The sequence below is a fragment of the Rhizorhapis sp. genome (assembly GCF_035276005.1).
Lineage (GTDB): Bacteria > Pseudomonadota > Alphaproteobacteria > Sphingomonadales > Sphingomonadaceae > Rhizorhapis.
Genome location: NZ_DATEMB010000022.1, coordinates 1 through 15755, shown reverse-complemented (window position 1 = coordinate 15755; position 15755 = coordinate 1). Strand labels below are relative to the sequence as shown.

Genomic DNA, 15755 nt, shown 5'->3' with positions numbered 1-15755 from the left:
TCCCCTGAAGGGGAGGGGGGAAAGGCGGTCGTGCATCGGATGGAGCGCCTTGGCTCCGGTGAGATCAGTGCCCGGAATCTCTTTTAGAATTTCAACTTCAGGATTGTAGCGTTGATTACATTCAATGAGTTGGCTTGTGACAAATGCCACAATACGCGCCTTCAAAGCGTTAAGTAGAGGCTTGGCAACCACATAGTCTCGTTCAATGACTTTGCGGATACTCTCTTGTTCGAGCCCCTCAAATATATCCCGGTTGTCGCCCAACTCCCTTTTACCGCTCACGCCTTTTGAAAGGCGAAACCGCACATATTCAATCTCCTCCCCATAAGCGATGCCCTGGTTCACAGGGATCGTCCACGGGGTCGTCGTCCAGATCACCGCATACGCACCGACCAGTTCCGGCGCGTTCGGCGCTTCGACGATCTCGAACGCAACGTCGATCTGCGTTGAGGTCACGTCCTCATATTCGACCTCGGCTTCGGCGAGCGCGGTTTTTTCCACCGGCGACCACATCACCGGCTTCGCGCCGCGATAGAGCTGGCCGCTCTCGGCGAACTTCAGCAGTTCGGCGACAATCGCCGCCTCCGCCTCATATTTCATGGTGAGATAGGGATCGTCCCAGTCGCCCATGACGCCAAGGCGCTGGAACTGTTCCTTCTGCACGCCCACCCATTTGTCGGCATAGGCGCGGCACTGGGCGCGGAATTCCTGGGGGGGAACCTCGTCCTTGTTCTGCTTCTTCTTGCGATATTCTTCCTCGATCTTCCATTCGATGGGAAGGCCGTGGCAGTCCCAGCCGGGGACATAGGGCGCGTCCTTGCCCAGCAGGCTTTGGCTGCGGACGATGATGTCCTTCAGCACCTTGTTCATCGCATGGCCCATATGGATGTCGCCATTGGCATAGGGAGGGCCGTCATGGAGGATGAAGCGCTCGCGCCCCTTGCGCGTCTCACGCAGCTTTTCATAGACGCCGATCTTCGCCCAGCGCGCGGCAATCGCTGGTTCCTTTTGTGCAAGGCCGGCTTTCATCGGAAAGTCGGTGACGGGCAGGAAGACGGTGTCTTTGTAGTCAGGTGCGTCGGTCATCGGGCTCGAATTCTTGTTTTACGCTCCCGCTGGTCCCGAGCGAAGCCGCGGGATCAGGGGAGCGGTGAAATCAGGCACGGCCTTAGGGCAGGCGGGGCGTGGCTGCAAGGATTTGCCGCGCATGCTCACAATCGCGGGCGATTTGCGCCGTGAGTTCCTCGATGCTGTCGAACTTGGCTTCGGGGCGCAGATATTGGATGAATTCAATTTCTACGGTCTGCCCATAAAGATCTTCGGAGAAGTCGAAGAAATAGGGCTCCAGCAGCTCTTTGGGAGGCTCGAACATGGGACGGATGCCAAGATTTGCAACGCCATCCACGATCCGGCCGCCGGGGAGGCAGCCCCTTATGGCGTAGATGCCATAGGCAGGGCGCAGATATTTGCCCATGTCGATATTGGCGGTGGGATAGCCGATGTCGCTGCCCACCTTGTCCCCATGCTGCACCATGCCCTCGACAGCAAAGGGGCGGGTCATGAACTGAGCCGCCGTGGCGCAATCCCCGGTCTGCAGAGCCTCACGGATACGGCTGGAGGACACGATCTCTCCATCGAGCAGCACCGGCTCCACCGCTTCCGTGCGGAGCCCCAGGCTTTGACCTTTCTGCGTGAGCAGGCCGACATTCCCGCCGCGCCCTTTGCCAAAGGTGAAGTCCGTTCCGGTCACGACGCCTGCCGCATGATAATCATCGATCAGGGACTGGACGAACGCTTCGGCGGATGTAGCTGCAAGCTTGTCATCGAAGTGGAAAACCAGCATGGCATCTGCGCCAGCCTCCCCGAATATCCGCTGCCGCTGGTCGAGGGTGGTCAGGCGAAAGGGCGGCAGGTTGGGAAAGAAATGGCGTACCGGATGCGGGTCGAAGGTCGCGATGATGGCCGGGCGGCCTTCTGCCTTGGCCCATTCCACCGCTCTTCCGGCCACCGCTTGGTGACCCAGATGAAATCCGTCGAAATTACCCAGCGCGACAATGGCCCCGCGAAGATGTGGCGGCACTGCCGAGCCGCTGTCCAGCCGCTCCATGTTACGGGCCTATAAGATGTTCCGCACGGCCGTTCAATCCGCGCGGCGCAGGGTGACGAAACTATAGCCAGGCCGTCCGCCTTCGGCCGGGTGATCTTCTCGCGCGATTTCCGTCCATTGGGCCGGAGCGAAAGGCGGGACCATTATGTCACCTTCCGGCTCGGCATGAACCTCGGTCAGTTCGATGCGGTCGGCGCGCGGCAGGAACAGTTCGAATATGTCCGCTCCTCCGATCACTGAGATATGCGGGGCGTTGGCGTGGGAAATGGCTTGCTCGACGCTATGTACGACCTCCGCACCTTCCTCTTCCCATTCAGAATCGCGGGTAAGGACTATGTGGCGGCGTCCCTCCAGCAGTCCGGGCAAGCTGTCAAAGGTCTTGCGTCCCATGATCATGGGTGTGCCCTGGGTCAGCGTCTTGAAACGCCTGAGATCGGCGGGAATGTGCCAGGGAAGCTTGCCGTTGCAGCCGATAACTCCATTGTCTGCGCGGGCGAGAAACAGGACGACTTCGGGGCGGTTCATCGGCATTATGCTGTTTCTCGTCCTTCCGTCACTTTATGCCGTGCTGCTGCGGCGTTGAAGACGGGCGTAGCCCAACGCAGAAGCATGCGCAAATTCACAAGAACAGTCGTGTCACATGCCCCATTTTCCGCCCCGGCCTTCCTTCACCCTTGCCATATAGGTGGAGGTGATTTGAAGGGTCGGCGAGGATTTTTCCGGCATCCTCCACCTCATCGCCGATGAGGTTGCGCATCTCCACCTTGGCGGCGGCAAGACGGGTGTCGCCCAGTGGAAGGCCGCAAATGGCGCGGATATGGTTTTCGAACTGGCTGGTGATCGCGCCTTCGATCGTCCAATGGCCACTATTGTGGACGCGGGGCGCCATCTCGTTGAAGACCGGGCCATCCTTTCCCGCGAAGAACTCCAGCGTCAGAACCCCGACATAATCCAGCGCCTCGGCGACCTTGGCTGCCAAAGTCCTGGCTTCCTCCGCCTGTGCGGCGACGATCGGACCCGCCGGAACCGTGGAAAGCGCCAATATGCCATGTTCATGCACATTGTCGGGACAGTCCCAATAATGGATTTCGCCGTCCACTGCCCGGGCCAGGATCACTGAAAATTCCCGGTCGAAGCGGACGAAGCCCTCGAGGATGGCGGGTTGCCCCGCAATGGCGGTCCAGGCAGGGCTCGCCTCGTCCGCCTTCATGATGCGGGCCTGTCCCTTGCCATCATAGCCAAGCCGGCGGGTCTTGAGGATGGCAGGCGTGCCGATGGCGGCAATGGCGGCGTCCAGTTCTTCCCGGTTTCCGACGCTTGCCCAGGGCGCCGTGCGGCCGCCAAGCGCGCCGACAAAGCTCTTCTCCGCTTCCCTGTCCTGCGCAATTTCGAGGGCCTGGACGGACGGGCGGACTATCGCTTCTTCGCTGAGCGCCACCAGCGGGGCGTGATGGATATTCTCGAACTCATAGGTGACGACGTCCACGGACGCTGCAAAGGCCCGCAGGGCGGCAATGTCGTCATAGCTCCCGCGCGTCCATTCAGCAGCCACCTCGGCGGCAACGCTCACCGCTTCGGGCGCATAGATGTGGCAGCGATAGCCAAGCTGCGCAGCCGCCACGGCAAGCATCCGGCCAAGCTGGCCGCCGCCCAGAATGCCGATTGTGGAACCTGGCGGAAGTGCGCTCATTCAGGTTCCACCGCAACATCCGCTGTCTGCTTTTCGCGCCATGCGTCGAGCCGCTGCGCAAGCGCATCGTCTCCGGTGGCCAAAATCGCCGCAGCCATCAGACCTGCATTGATCGCGCCGGGCTTTCCGATGGCGAGCGTGCCCACAGGAATGCCGCCGGGCATCTGAACGATCGAAAGCAGGCTGTCCATGCCCTTCAGCGCCTTTGACTCGACAGGAACGCCTAGCACGGGAAGGCGGGTCATGGATGCCGCCATGCCCGGCAGGTGCGCCGCCCCGCCTGCGCCTGCAATAATGACCTTCAGGCCTCTGGTGGCGGCATTGCGGGCGTAATCATAAAGCCGCTCGGGCGTGCGGTGGGCGGAGACGACCTTGCATTCATGCGGCACATTCAGTGCCGTCAGCACGTCGGCTGCATTCGACATGGTCTCCCAGTCGGAGCGGCTTCCCATGATGATGCCGACCAGCGGTTTCGTTTGCGTCATGTCGCTTCCTGGCCTGCCGCGCCCAATGCGCGGAGAGAGAAGCGATGGCTCTTAACCCTGCTCTTTCGCAGGGGCAATGGGCTATGCGGTTGCCAGCCAAATATTGCTTGTAGCGGCAGCGGGCTAGAAATAAATTAACCAAGTCGGGGTATGGAGGTGCAGCTCCATGTGGGGATTGGGTTGTGCAAAGCCTGAAAATCAAAAAACTGGCGCCGGCAGACGACGCTGATAGAATTCGTGCGCTCGAAGGTCAGGTCGCTGCTCTAAGGCGCGAACTGCTGTCGCTTCGCATTGCCAATGCCGAGTTGGAGCGCGTGGTCGAACGGGATACGCTGACGCCGCTCTACAACCGCCGCTACCTGATCAATGCAGTAAATAACCGCCTGAAGCGGCTGGGCCGTTATGGAACGCGCTCGATCCTGGTCTTTGTTGACGTGGATGGCTTGAAGTCGATCAACGACAGCCAGGGTCATTGCGCGGGCGATTTTGCCCTGATCCATATCGCCACGCTCCTCTCCGCCAATGTCAGGGCGACCGACATCGTCGCGCGCATCGGCGGAGACGAATTCGCGCTGATTCTCGAAGAACTGACCAGGGAAGAGGCAGTGGCGAAGCTGGAGGGCTTGCGCACCGTGATTGCGGAGACACCCTGCGAGTTCAACGGGAACAGGCTCAGCCTTGGCGCCTCCTTCGGCATGGCCGTAATGATGGAAAGCGACACCGACGAATCCCTGGTCGCGCGGGCCGACGCCGACATGTATGGGCAAAAGCGCCAGGCGCGGGGGCGGCGGGTCAATTGATTATTGCAGCTTGATCATCAACTGGAAATTTAAGCTTTCTCCAGCGTGCATTGCAGCGGGTGCTGATTTTCCCGCGCGAAATCCATGACCTGATTCACTTTTGTCTCGGCGACTTCATAGCTGAAGATGCCGCATATCCCGACGCCCCGCTGGTGGACGTGAAGCATCACGCGGGTCGCCTCCTCCATGTCCATCTTGAAGAAGCGCTGGAGCACAAGGACGACAAACTCCATCGGCGTATAGTCGTCGTTCAGCATCAGCACCTTATATGGAGAAGGCTTCTTGGTGCGAGTGCGGGTGCGGGTCGCGACGCCCAGATTACTGCCGTCGTCATCGCCCTTGCGAGTCGCCATCATGGCGGGGCGGAAAAATATGTCACTGATTTGGTGCATGCGTCCCGCACGATATGGCAAGCGCAGGGCGTAGGGCAAGAGGGCTCGACCCATAGAAAATGAGATTCGACGAATAAAAAAGGCCGCGCCAGAGGGCGCGGCCTTTTTCTGTTTCAGCCTGAGCCTATCAGGCGGTGAAGGTCTTCACCTTTTCCGAAACCACGGCAACGCGGGTCGAGATCGGCTGAACCACATCGCCAGCAAGCTTCAAGATGGCTTCGCTGTTCTTCGAAGCTTCGGATGCGAAGCTGTCGAAGGCGCTGGAGAAGAACTCGCTCTGGAGCTGGAAGAATTCGGTCGGCGACTTGACGGACGCGAAGCTCTTGATGGTGGAGGTAGCCTTCTCAAAGCTCCGGCGGCTGTAGTCGGCCGCTTCCTGACCGAAGGACTCTGCGCCCTTGGCGGCAATCTTGCCCGATTCGACAAGAGCTTCGACATTGCCCTTGGTCAGCTCATTCACTTCCTCAACGATCTTGCTGCTCTTTTCGACAGCAGCCTTGGCCTTCTCGTTGAAATCGCCGAAAAACGCCTGGAACTTTTCCTTGGCGTCGGCAGCAACCTTCTTCGTCGTCTCAATTGCGTCGGTCATTATGGTCGTTCCTTCTTCTGCTGCGGCCGGGATGGGGTCCGTCAGTTTCGCCGGCTCTTCCTTGATGGGCTTGGAAGCAGCTTCAATGGCCGATGTGACCTCTTCTGCTGCGGCCTTTGCCACTTTGGGGGCAGCTTCGACGGCTTTGATGACCGGCTCGGCTGCGGTAATTTCCTTGGCTGGCTCCGGCGCTGGCGGCGGTGCAGCGGCTTCCTTCACCACTTCCTTTGCCGGAGGCGCCGGGGGGCTCTCGGTCTTGCTGGCCACGGGAGGCCTGGGAGCGGGCGAAGGGGCCGCTACTTTCTTCTCCGGCAGCGGTGCTGCTTTCGGGCCCTCTGCAACCTTCTTGTCCGGCTGGGTCTTCTTCGGTTGGGACTTGGGCGGTGTTTCTGCCATCGAGCTTCCCTTCCATTCTTGCTGCAGTGCACAATATTGGATTCGCAGGCGAAATGCAAGCTATTTTTGTGCGATGCAACAGAAGTGTAACAAAGCTGGAAAACTTTTGCTTAACGCGATTTTACGTAACGTCCCGGCGCCTCTTCCAGAGCAGGAAGGCTGCCCGATCCGGGAACCCTCGGGCCTGTTGCCCGGAGCGACTCATTGCCCATTGCTTCTATCCAATCGAGCCAATCGGGCCACCAGCTTCCGGGTGTCTCTTTCGCACATGCAACAAAATCCGCGAGCGAGGAGGCTTTCTTCTCGCACGTCCAATATTGGTATTTGCCGGAGCTCGGCGGATTGACCACGCCAGCGATATGACCCGACCCGGCGAGCACGAAACGCAGCGGCCCGGAAAAATGTTCCGTTATTTTCCAGACACTTTCGGGCGGTGCGATATGATCTTCCCGGCCGGCCTGCACATAGCTCGGAGTTTTTACCTTGCGCAGGTCGAGCGGCGTGCCGTCGACCGACATGGCGCCGGGCTGGACAAGCTTGTTGTCCCGGTAAAGATCGGTGAGATAGTCCTGATGCCACTTGGCAGGCAGATTGGTGGTATCGCCGTTCCAGTACAGCAGGTCAAAGGGCGGATAATCCTGTCCCAGCAGATAATTGTTGACGACATAGTTCCAGATCAGGTCCCGCCCGCGCAGCAAATTGAACGTGGCGGCCATATAGCGCCCGTCCAGATAGCCTTCGGGTGACAGTGTCTTTACGAGCTTGAGCACCTCGTCATCGATGAAAAGGCTGAGGTCTCCGGCCTTGGTGAAATCGACCTGCGCCGTGAAGAAGGTCGCGCTCTTCACCTTGGAGGCCTGCTTGCGGGCCGCGAGCAGGGCCAGAGTCGCCGCCAGCGTCGTGCCCGCCACGCAATAGCCGATTGTGTGGACGCTCTCGACATCCAGCAGCTCGCAGACCGTGTCGATCGCATCCATCTGGCCTTTGAGGATGTAGTCGTCCCAGATGACGTCCTTCATGCTCGCGTCGGCAGATTTCCAGGACACCACGAAAACCGTCACGCCCTGCGCAACCGCCCAGCGAATGAAACTTTTTTCGGCGCTGAGATCCAGGATGTAGAAACGGTTGATCCAGGGCGGAAAGATGATGAGGGGCGTCCGCAGCACTTCCTTTGTGACCGGCTCATATTGGATCAGCTGATAGAGCGGCGTTTCCTTGATCACCTTGCCGGGGGTGGCCGCGATATTGCGCCCGACCTCGAAAGCGGTGCGGTCGGTATGAGTCAGTTGCCCCTGATCCAGATCGTTGAGCAGATTCTTGAGGCCCCGAACCAGATTCTCCCCATTGGTCTCGATCGTCTTTTCCAGGACCAGCGGATTGGTAAGGGCGAAGTTACTTGGGCTCATCGCGTCGATGATGTTCCGGGTGGCGAAGCGAAGTTGATCCTTTTGCTTCGGCTGTACGCCATCCACCGTATCCACCAGACGCAACATATAGTCGGCCGTCAGCAGATAGCTTTGGCGGATAAGGTCGAAGAAGGGATCCTTTTGCCATTGCGCGCCGGAAAAGCGCCGGTCCTTGAGAGCCGGGATCGCCTGGGCCTCCGAGGAAGGCTTTCCGGCGCTGTCGAGGAAGCGCTGCCAAAGGGTGACTGCGTCCGACCAGAATTGGGACTGAAGCTTGCCTGCGGCCTCGGGATCAAGAGGGGGAGGGATGTTGGGCGCCTTCTCGGCCTCCGCCTTGGCCATCAGCTTGGCATTATGTTCAAGGATAAGCTGCTGCGCCTGACCGATGACTCGCGTCCAATGCTGCATCTGCTCCAATGTGGGGATCGCCTTTTGAAGCAGGTCCGCTTCGCTGGAAGGCTGCTTCACATGGGCGTCGCTCATCTGGCCTCTCCTTCATCCTTGTCCAACTTCTTCGCTGGCATGGCTTATGAAGCCAGTATATATGCCCCTTCAGCGCGATCCAAGAGTTTATATTGCGCTGCAACAAGAATCCTCCAATGGAGAAAGCAAAAGGAATGTGCCGATAATGTCCGAGGAATTTTACCGCATCAAACGCCTGCCCCCCTATGTCATCGCCGAAGTGAATGCGATGCGGGCGGCGGCGCGAGCGGCGGGTGAGGACATTATCGATCTCGGCATGGGCAATCCCGACCTGCCGCCGCCAGAGCATGTGATCGAGAAGCTTTGCGAGGTTGCGCGCAAGCCCGACGCCCATGGCTATTCAGCGTCAAAGGGTATTCCCGGCCTCCGCCGCGCCCAGGCGAGCTATTATGCCCGCCGTTTCGGCGTCGAGCTTGATCCCGAAAGCGAAATCGTCGTCACGCTGGGTTCGAAGGAAGGTCTCGCCAACCTCGCCCAAGCCATCACGGCACCGGGCGATGTGGTGCTGGCGCCCAACCCCAGCTATCCGATCCACACCTTCGGTTTCATCATCGCAGGCGCGACCATACGTTCCGTGCCGACGACCCCGGATGAGAATTACTGGCGCTCGCTGGACCGGGCCATGGCGTTCACTGTGCCGCGGCCATCCATTCTGGTGGTGGGCTATCCCTCCAACCCGACGGCGGAAGTCGTCGACCTCGCCTTCTATGAGCGGCTGGTTGCCTGGGCTAAGGAGAATCAGGTCTGGGTGCTCTCCGATCTCGCCTATAGCGAGCTTTATTATGACGATTGCCCCACGCCTTCTATCCTTCAGGTGCCAGGTGCCAAGGACGTCGCGGTCGAGTTTACGTCGATGTCGAAGACCTACTCCATGGCCGGATGGCGCATGGGCTTTGCGGTTGGCAATAAAAAGCTGATCGCGGCGCTGACGCGGGTGAAGAGCTATCTCGACTATGGTGCTTTCACGCCCATTCAGGCGGCGGCGGTGGCAGCGATCAACGGGCCGCAGGACATCGTCGAAAAGAACCGCCAGCTTTACAAGAAGCGGCGGGACGTTCTGGTCGAGAGCTTCGGCCGTGCCGGATGGGAAATTCCGCCTTCGCGCGCGTCCATGTTCTGCTGGGCGCCTTTGCCCCCGGCTCTCGCGCATCTTGGCAGCCTGGAGTTTTCAAAGCAGCTCCTCACCCATGCCGGAGTCGCGGTCGCTCCGGGCGTTGGTTATGGTGAGGATGGCGAGGGCTATGTCCGCATCGCCATGGTAGAGAATGAGCAGCGCATCCGCCAGGCGGCGCGCAATGTGCGACGCTATCTTCAGAGCATGGGGGTGAATACCCCCTCTGCGAAGGTGGAGTAATGATGAGGGTCTCCTCCTAGAGGGGAGGAGACCCTGTTCCGGCTGCAAACGGTCGAAATCGGATCTAAATCCCATCGACATCCTGCCGCTTTTGGAAATGGGCTGATCCCTCACTAATCATGAGGGCCAGTTGTGAGACGGCATGCCGGTTCGGGAATAGTTCCGCCCTATAGACGTGCTGGAAGCAAGCCTCGGCGCGTTCTCCTGCTGCTGTCTTTGGCAGGCCTTGTCCTCGGTTACCATTTCGCCCTGCTCGCTCCGCATGCAGTGGTGCCATTGCTGGTCCCGGTTGCGGTTCTGGCGGGGCTGGTGATCTGGGCCCTGCCCAATATGCGATCCGCACCGGAAAAGCCGCTTTCCTCATTGCTGCTCGCTTTCCTGGTCGCACTGCCGCTCTGGCCCAACTATCTGGCGATCGCGCTGCCGGGCCTCCCATGGATTACAGTCCTCAGGATCATCAGTGGCCCAATGATCCTGCTGCTTCTGATCTGCCTATCGGTATCCCCCGTCTTTCGGCAGCGCATGGCTGAGAGCGCCGCGGCGATTGCGCCTGTGCCTAAGCTGCTAATGGTATTGGTGTTGCTGCAGACTGCCTCACTGGCGCCTGCAATCCTGACCGGCGGAGGCGTTGGCGAATCGATTGAAGCGCTGGTCCTTGCTCAAATGAACTGGACGGCGATCTTTTTCTTGAGCGCTTACATCTCCCTTCGGCCCGGATGGCCGCTTCATGTGGTATATGCGCTGATTGCCGTTGCCGCGCTTCTCTGCCTGGTGGGGATACAGGAAGCACGCCTTGGCGCCGTACCATGGGCGGGGCACATTCCCGCTTTTCTCAAGATCGAAGATCCGCTCGTGCAGCGCGTGCTCGGCGGCAGCGCGCGAGCGGCGACCGGCATTCATCGGGTCCAGGCCACTTATACCACCAGTCTTGGTTTTGCGGAGTTTCTGGCGCTGGTGACGCCCTTCATCCTGCACATCGCCGTCAGGGGAAAGCGCTTCTGGGCCCGGCTGGCCGCGATCGCCTTCCTGCCTTTGCTGTTCTGGGTCATCATGCTCACGGACTCGCGGCTCGGCGTGGTGGGCTATCTGCTCTCCTGCCTCTTCTACCTGTTCATTCACGGCATGCTGAAATGGCGCAGCGATAAACGCAGCCTGATTGGACCGGCGATCGTCCTCAGTTATCCGGCGCTCTTTGCGGGCTTCCTCATCTCCACTTTCTTCGTGCCGCGCCTCAGCCGGATGGTCTGGGGCGGCGGGGCGGCGAGCTACAGCACGCAGGCGCGAATCGATCAATGGGACCGGGGGCTGGACCTGCTTGCCGCCAATCCGCTGGGCTACGGGATCGGACGGGGCGGAATAACGCTTGGTTATGTCAATCAAGCGGGGCAGGGGACGATCGACAGCTATTTCCTGCTGATCCTGCTCGAATATGGCGTCATCGGCTTTGCCCTGTTCTTCGGCTTGTTCGCTCTAGCAGTGTGGAAGGGCGCAAAGGCCATTTTCGATTACCGGCCCGGCGGTGAGGAAAGCCTGCTGGTTCCATTGACGATCATCCTGGCCAATTGGATCGTCATCAAGTCGATCTTTGCCCAGCCAGACAATAATCCCATCATCTTCGCGATACTGGGCATGATGTCGGCCCTCATATGGCGCGCCGGCCTCAACGCGCCCAGTCCGGCACGCCTCGCCGGTTCAAGAGGCCGTCTTTCCAACCTGACAGTCCAAAGGCAAATTGCCTGATCGCCCCTTTTCTGAGGAAACGTAGCGCAAGCAGGAACAGGGCGGCGGCCGCCGCGGCCGGAAGCCGGGCCGGGAAGCAGTCGCGGGTGACGAGCATCTTGTTGCGTTCGTCAAGATAGATGGGAAGCCGGGGTCTTCGGCGGACCGACTGCCCCGAACCGGTGCTTGCCCCCTGATTATGGAGTACGCGTGCGCCGGGGGCAAAGCCCAGCTTGAGGCCGCTGCGTCCTGCGCGCAGGCACCATTCCACCTCTTCGCAGTAGAGGAAATAATCTTCGCGCATCGGCCCTGCCTTGTCGCGGAAAGCCCGGCTCACCAGCATTGAAGCGCCCGTGATATAATTGATGCGCTCTTCAATAGCGCTAGGCGAAACCGATGCTTCGAGCTTGCGGCCATGGCCCAGCGACACCGCTCTTGCGAGCCATGGCCGCCAATGTCCGCCATCGGATTGCACAGTACCGTCGGCATAATATTGCGTCCCGCCAGCCGCATCGCAGTCACCTTTGGCAAGGCGCTCCACCAGCGACTCAAGAGCCTGCGGCTCGGGCAAAGTATCCGGATTGAGGATCCACCAGGCATCAGCATCACCGGTCTGCGCCATGGCGATATTGACCCCTGCGGCATAGCCCACATTCCCCGGCGCCTGCACGGCACGCACGGCTTGGCCGCAGGGCAGGGTTCGGGGGAGGGCGCTCAACTCCAGGAAAGCAGCATCACCGCCATTCTCACAGATGATGACTTCGAAATCGCGATGGGTGGAGCTGGCGACGGCGGCAATGCAGCGCTGAATGTCGCTCAGATTGCGAAAGCCGACAATGACAATTGCGACATGCATCAGTCCTTGCCTTCCGCCAGGAACAGATGCCAGGCATTTACAAAGCGCCAGAGCCTCTGCCTGACCAGCATGGAAAGCGCCGCGAAGCGGTCGCTCCGGCGGCGCAGCCTTGCGGTTGTCAGGACGCGGAGGCCATGGGGCAGGATGGAAAGCGGCAGCGCAAAGCTCCGCAGCAACCATTCAACCCGCGGATGTTTCCGCGTAGCAAGAAACCAGGCATAGGTTTCCCGGTCGATCCGGGCGAACTTGCTCCGCAGTTCCGGCCCGGTTCGCCTTGGCGGGTGGGAGACTAAGGCCTCCTTGGCATAGCCCAGCTTCAAACCCATTGCCGTTGCCCTGTGACACCACTCCTTGTCCTCGGAAATATCCGGCTGAAAGGGGCCGACCCGATCAAAATCGGCGCGCAAGCAGAACAGATTGGCGGTGACCGTAAAGCCCTTGGACTTCACATAATCCTCATTGTCGAAGCCGAACACGGTCTCGAAGGCCTCAGCGGGCGTCATCGGTCCCCCATGATCCAGCCGCACCCTCATGCGCCCGCCGACAATGTCGAACCGGTTGAGCGCAGCCACTCCCTTTTCAAGCCAATGCGGATCGGGAAGGCAGTCGCAATCGGTAAAGGCAAGTATCTCGCCGCGTGCGGCTTCAACGCCGCCATTGCGGGCGGGCCCGGCGCCCCGGCGGTGAACCACGACCAGCTTGGCCCGCCGGCCAGTCAGTTTTCCTAGTGCGTCCTTCCCCTGCGGAGAAGCATTGTCTGCAACTATAAGCTCATATTGGCCGCGCGGCAGGCTTTGCTCCTCCAGCGCGGCGAGGCACAGCTTCAGCCGGAGAGGATCATTATAATGGGGAATGATGACGCTGATGCGCGGGGTTCTCACTTGAAGCGTTCCCCTTGCCACGCCTCCAGCATGGCTGCATCGGGATGAAAGAGCATGTCCCGGCGATCGTGCAGCAGCTTGCGCAGATCCGGCGGATCGAGTTCCCACCAACGGCTTTTCTCAACCGCCGCGATCAGGTCTGCCGGAAACCGGTCGCGCAGTTTTCTCGCGGGACTGCCAGCGACCATCGCATAGCGCTCGACATTGCGCGTCACGATTGCGCCCGCGCCGATCACGGCTCCGCGGCCGATGAATTTGCATCCGGGCAGGATCATGGCGTTATGGCCGATCCATACATCATCCTCGATCACTAGCGGGTCGTCGTAGAAAATATCTTCATCCACGACGCCGAACTTTTTTTCATAGAGTACGGGATGGGTCGTAAGCGCGTCGGTTGGGTGATTGATCGGCGCTGAACGGACCGTATTGGCGATGGAGCAATAGCGGCCCACGATGATGGGGCCGGGCATCCGCCACTGGTCGAAGCAGCCATAGGAGTAAAGGCCCACGTCGATGCGGTAACGATCACGGAACCAAGCGCGCAGGGGTGCGCTGGTGAACTGCTCACGCCGCCAGAGGCGAAGCTTCGCTTTTTCGATGAGGGAGCCGAGAAGGCCAGGCATGAAAGGTCCCTGTTGGGCTTGGCTGTTACGGGTGCGGAGTGGTGCGGATTGCTGCGGCCATGTCAACTTGCTTGTGCATCTGACGCCTGAATTTCCTCTTTTTCTGGCCCTCAATTCTCTCTGAATGCGCGGGAAAACTGGTCAGCCAGCGGCTTGGTGAGGAAGGAGAGAAGCGAACGGCTCCCCGTCTGGATGTAGATTTCCGCAGGCATTCCCGGCAGGAGTTCGAGCCCGGCCTTGCTGGAGGCTCCCGGCGAGATGACGATACGGGCAGTGTAGAAGGCCTGGCCGGTGCGCGGGTCGTCGGCGCGTTCGGCCGAAATGAACCGAAGAGTGCCGGATAGATCCGGCGTCGTTTGCCGATTGAGTGAAGGAAAGGTGATGCGCGCCTTCTGCCCCAATTGCAGTTGTTCCCGGTCGGCTGGCGCTATTCGGGCTTCTATGGCCAGCGGCCCGTCAGGGACGATGCGCAGGATGGGCTGCGCCGGCGGGATGAAGCTGCCGCGGGTCGTATAGGCAAGCTGGTCCACGGTACCGCTGGCGGGCGCGCGGATAATGCTGCGATCAAAGCCTTCCGACGCATTGGCGGTCCGTTGCCGTTGTTCGGCAATCTGCTGTTCGGTTTCGGCCAACAACGCGGCGGCCTCGGAACGGCGTTGCTGGACAAGCTGCGTCGATTGCTGGCGGACTTCGGAGATTCGCGCGCGGGTCTGGGCGATGTCGGCCTGAAGCGCGGCGATGCTGCCTTCCAGGCTGACGGCCGTGCGCTCCAGTTCATTCAGCCGGTTGATCGTCACCAGCTTGCGTTCCCAGAGACTATGTACCGCCGCCCGCTCTGGCGCAATCAGGGCCTGTTGCTGACGGTAGGCGGCAATCTGTGCCTCATAGCTGGCAATCTGTTCCTGAAGCTGATCTATGCGCTCAGCAAGCTGGGCCTGCTCGCCGGTCAGAGCCTCCCGGCGAAGCGCGAAGAGGCGGCGTTCACTTTTCATTGCCTCAGGCGCGCGAAGGCCGGGGGGAAAGACCGGACCGCTCCGGCCGTCCCGTTCCGCCTCCAGCCGCGCCCGCTGCGCGAGAAGCTGTTCAAGGTTCATCCTCGTCATGGAAGCACTTACTCCGGCGACCTCAGTGTCGAAACGGATCAGTGCCTCTCCGGCCCTGACGTGGTCGCCTTCCTTCACCAATATGGCGGCGATCACGCCCCCGGTGGGGTGGGAAATGGTCTTCACCTTGCCCGCTACCGCAACTTCGCCCGCTCCGATGACTGCCCCGCTCACCCGAATCAGGCTCGCCGCCAGAAGCAGGCTGACCATCATGGCGCCAAGCAGGCCGGAGGCGATGCGCTGATACCGGCGCAGCGCACCCTGGGGATCGGGCTTTTCGGCGGATAGCGCATCCGCCCGGCGCCAAAAGCGTTCTGAAACCATATATGACCCGCCCTTGGCCGTCCGGCGTTGCTCGGCACAAGCGCACTGGCGCTTTGCCTTTGACTCATGATAGGGCGCGGCCGGCGAGCGGGTATTTTCAGTCTGTTCCATTTCGGTTGAAGTGGGCCATCGACATGGCCGCCGATGCTATAGGTCCAACCCATGAAGTTTGATGACAAGCTGCTGCGGCCCGAGGCAAACAACCTGACACTCGTCCGGCTGGTCCTGGCTTCGGCGGTTATCTATACCCATTGTTTCTGGCTGCTGAGCGGGCGCATGCGTCAGGACGACCTCAGCTTCCTGCTGGGAGAGCCCGTGTCGGTCTATGCCGTGGACGGCTTTTTCTTCCTGAGCGGATTTCTGGTCTATGGCAGCCTCCGGCGTAGCGCAGGCGTGTTCGACTTCCTGCTGGCGCGGCTAGTCCGGCTTTGGCCGGCGCTGGCATTATCTGTGGGGTTGACGGTGTTGGGCGGCTATTTCGTCACCGCTGACCCCCTCGACTATTTCAGCGGCCCGACGCTTCAGTTCATCGCCAATAATCTGAGCT

Annotated in this window: 16 protein-coding genes; 4 read left to right on the top strand and 12 right to left on the bottom strand. The window is 60.4% G+C overall.

The genetic code is table 11. The features are described 5' to 3' along the window. From VJS46_RS05985 to purE, 5 genes are all read right to left on the bottom strand, one after another. The coding region (locus VJS46_RS05985; RefSeq protein WP_324058565.1) for a class I tRNA ligase family protein at positions 1 to 1086 on the bottom strand (1086 nt) is incomplete at its 3' end. Between the two features lie 82 nt (positions 1087 to 1168). Further along, complete coding sequence (locus VJS46_RS05980; RefSeq protein WP_324058563.1) at positions 1169 to 2107, bottom strand: bifunctional riboflavin kinase/FAD synthetase; 939 nt, start codon at positions 2105 to 2107, stop codon at positions 1169 to 1171. Positions 2108 to 2140: 33 nt separating this feature from the next. Beyond that, positions 2141 to 2632 carry a dihydrofolate reductase gene (locus VJS46_RS05975; protein WP_324058569.1) on the bottom strand — a complete coding sequence of 164 codons (492 nt, stop codon included), beginning with the start codon at positions 2630 to 2632 and terminating at the stop codon, positions 2141 to 2143. A gap of 94 nt (positions 2633 to 2726) precedes the next feature. Next, positions 2727 to 3797 (bottom strand): 5-(carboxyamino)imidazole ribonucleotide synthase, encoded by a 1071-nt coding sequence (locus VJS46_RS05970; RefSeq protein ID WP_324058561.1) that lies wholly within the window; start codon positions 3795 to 3797, stop codon positions 2727 to 2729. Continuing rightward, positions 3794 to 4282 carry a 5-(carboxyamino)imidazole ribonucleotide mutase gene (purE, locus tag VJS46_RS05965; protein ID WP_324058559.1) on the bottom strand — a complete coding sequence of 163 codons (489 nt, stop codon included), beginning with the start codon at positions 4280 to 4282 and terminating at the stop codon, positions 3794 to 3796. Before purE ends, VJS46_RS05970 begins: the two co-directional genes overlap by 4 nt. A gap of 182 nt (positions 4283 to 4464) precedes the next feature. On the opposite strand from purE, the gene VJS46_RS05960 reads away from it, so the two are divergent. After that, positions 4465 to 5082 (top strand): GGDEF domain-containing protein, encoded by a 618-nt coding sequence (locus VJS46_RS05960; RefSeq protein WP_324058557.1) that lies wholly within the window; start codon positions 4465 to 4467, stop codon positions 5080 to 5082. 29 nt (positions 5083 to 5111) lie between these two features. Here the strand turns inward: VJS46_RS05960 and clpS are convergent, their stop codons facing one another. The 3 genes from clpS to VJS46_RS05945 all read right to left on the bottom strand — a co-directional run bounded on the left by clpS (position 5112) and on the right by VJS46_RS05945 (position 8348). Then, positions 5112 to 5438, bottom strand: a complete 327-nt coding sequence (gene clpS / locus VJS46_RS05955) for an ATP-dependent Clp protease adapter ClpS (RefSeq protein WP_414707972.1) — start codon at positions 5436 to 5438, stop codon at positions 5112 to 5114. A 163-nt stretch (positions 5439 to 5601) separates the two neighbouring features. After that, on the bottom strand, positions 5602 to 6459 hold the full coding sequence (locus tag VJS46_RS05950) for a phasin family protein (protein WP_324058555.1): 858 nt from the start codon (positions 6457 to 6459) through the stop codon (positions 5602 to 5604). Between the two features lie 110 nt (positions 6460 to 6569). Continuing rightward, a complete protein-coding gene (locus VJS46_RS05945; RefSeq protein ID WP_324058553.1) occupies positions 6570 to 8348 on the bottom strand; it encodes a class I poly(R)-hydroxyalkanoic acid synthase in 1779 nt (592 codons plus the stop codon). 145 nt (positions 8349 to 8493) lie between these two features. On the opposite strand from VJS46_RS05945, the gene VJS46_RS05940 reads away from it, so the two are divergent. Both VJS46_RS05940 and VJS46_RS05935 read left to right on the top strand, forming a co-directional pair. After that, entirely contained in the window at positions 8494 to 9702 is a 1209-nt protein-coding gene (locus tag VJS46_RS05940; RefSeq protein ID WP_324058551.1) for an LL-diaminopimelate aminotransferase, read from the top strand. Between the two features lie 216 nt (positions 9703 to 9918). Continuing rightward, positions 9919 to 11442 (top strand): O-antigen ligase family protein, encoded by a 1524-nt coding sequence (locus tag VJS46_RS05935; RefSeq protein ID WP_324058549.1) that lies wholly within the window; start codon positions 9919 to 9921, stop codon positions 11440 to 11442. Here VJS46_RS05935 and VJS46_RS05930 read toward each other — a convergent pair. The 4 genes from VJS46_RS05930 to VJS46_RS05915 all read right to left on the bottom strand — a co-directional run bounded on the left by VJS46_RS05930 (position 11363) and on the right by VJS46_RS05915 (position 15319). Then, positions 11363 to 12277, bottom strand: a complete 915-nt coding sequence (locus VJS46_RS05930) for a glycosyltransferase family 2 protein (RefSeq protein WP_324058547.1) — start codon at positions 12275 to 12277, stop codon at positions 11363 to 11365. The genes VJS46_RS05935 and VJS46_RS05930 overlap by 80 nt on opposite strands. Beyond that, the gene (locus VJS46_RS05925; RefSeq protein WP_324058545.1) at positions 12277 to 13158 is read right to left on the bottom strand and encodes a glycosyltransferase; all 882 of its coding nucleotides are present in this window, start codon (positions 13156 to 13158) and stop codon (positions 12277 to 12279) included. Before VJS46_RS05925 ends, VJS46_RS05930 begins: the two co-directional genes overlap by 1 nt. Then, positions 13155 to 13781 carry a CatB-related O-acetyltransferase gene (locus tag VJS46_RS05920; protein ID WP_324058543.1) on the bottom strand — a complete coding sequence of 209 codons (627 nt, stop codon included), beginning with the start codon at positions 13779 to 13781 and terminating at the stop codon, positions 13155 to 13157. Before VJS46_RS05920 ends, VJS46_RS05925 begins: the two co-directional genes overlap by 4 nt. A gap of 110 nt (positions 13782 to 13891) precedes the next feature. After that, positions 13892 to 15319, bottom strand: a complete 1428-nt coding sequence (locus tag VJS46_RS05915) for an HlyD family type I secretion periplasmic adaptor subunit (protein WP_324058542.1) — start codon at positions 15317 to 15319, stop codon at positions 13892 to 13894. Positions 15320 to 15370: 51 nt separating this feature from the next. Here VJS46_RS05915 and VJS46_RS05910 point away from each other — a divergent pair. Then, a partial coding sequence (locus VJS46_RS05910) for an acyltransferase family protein (protein WP_324058540.1) occupies positions 15371 to 15755 on the top strand: 385 nt, incomplete at its 3' end.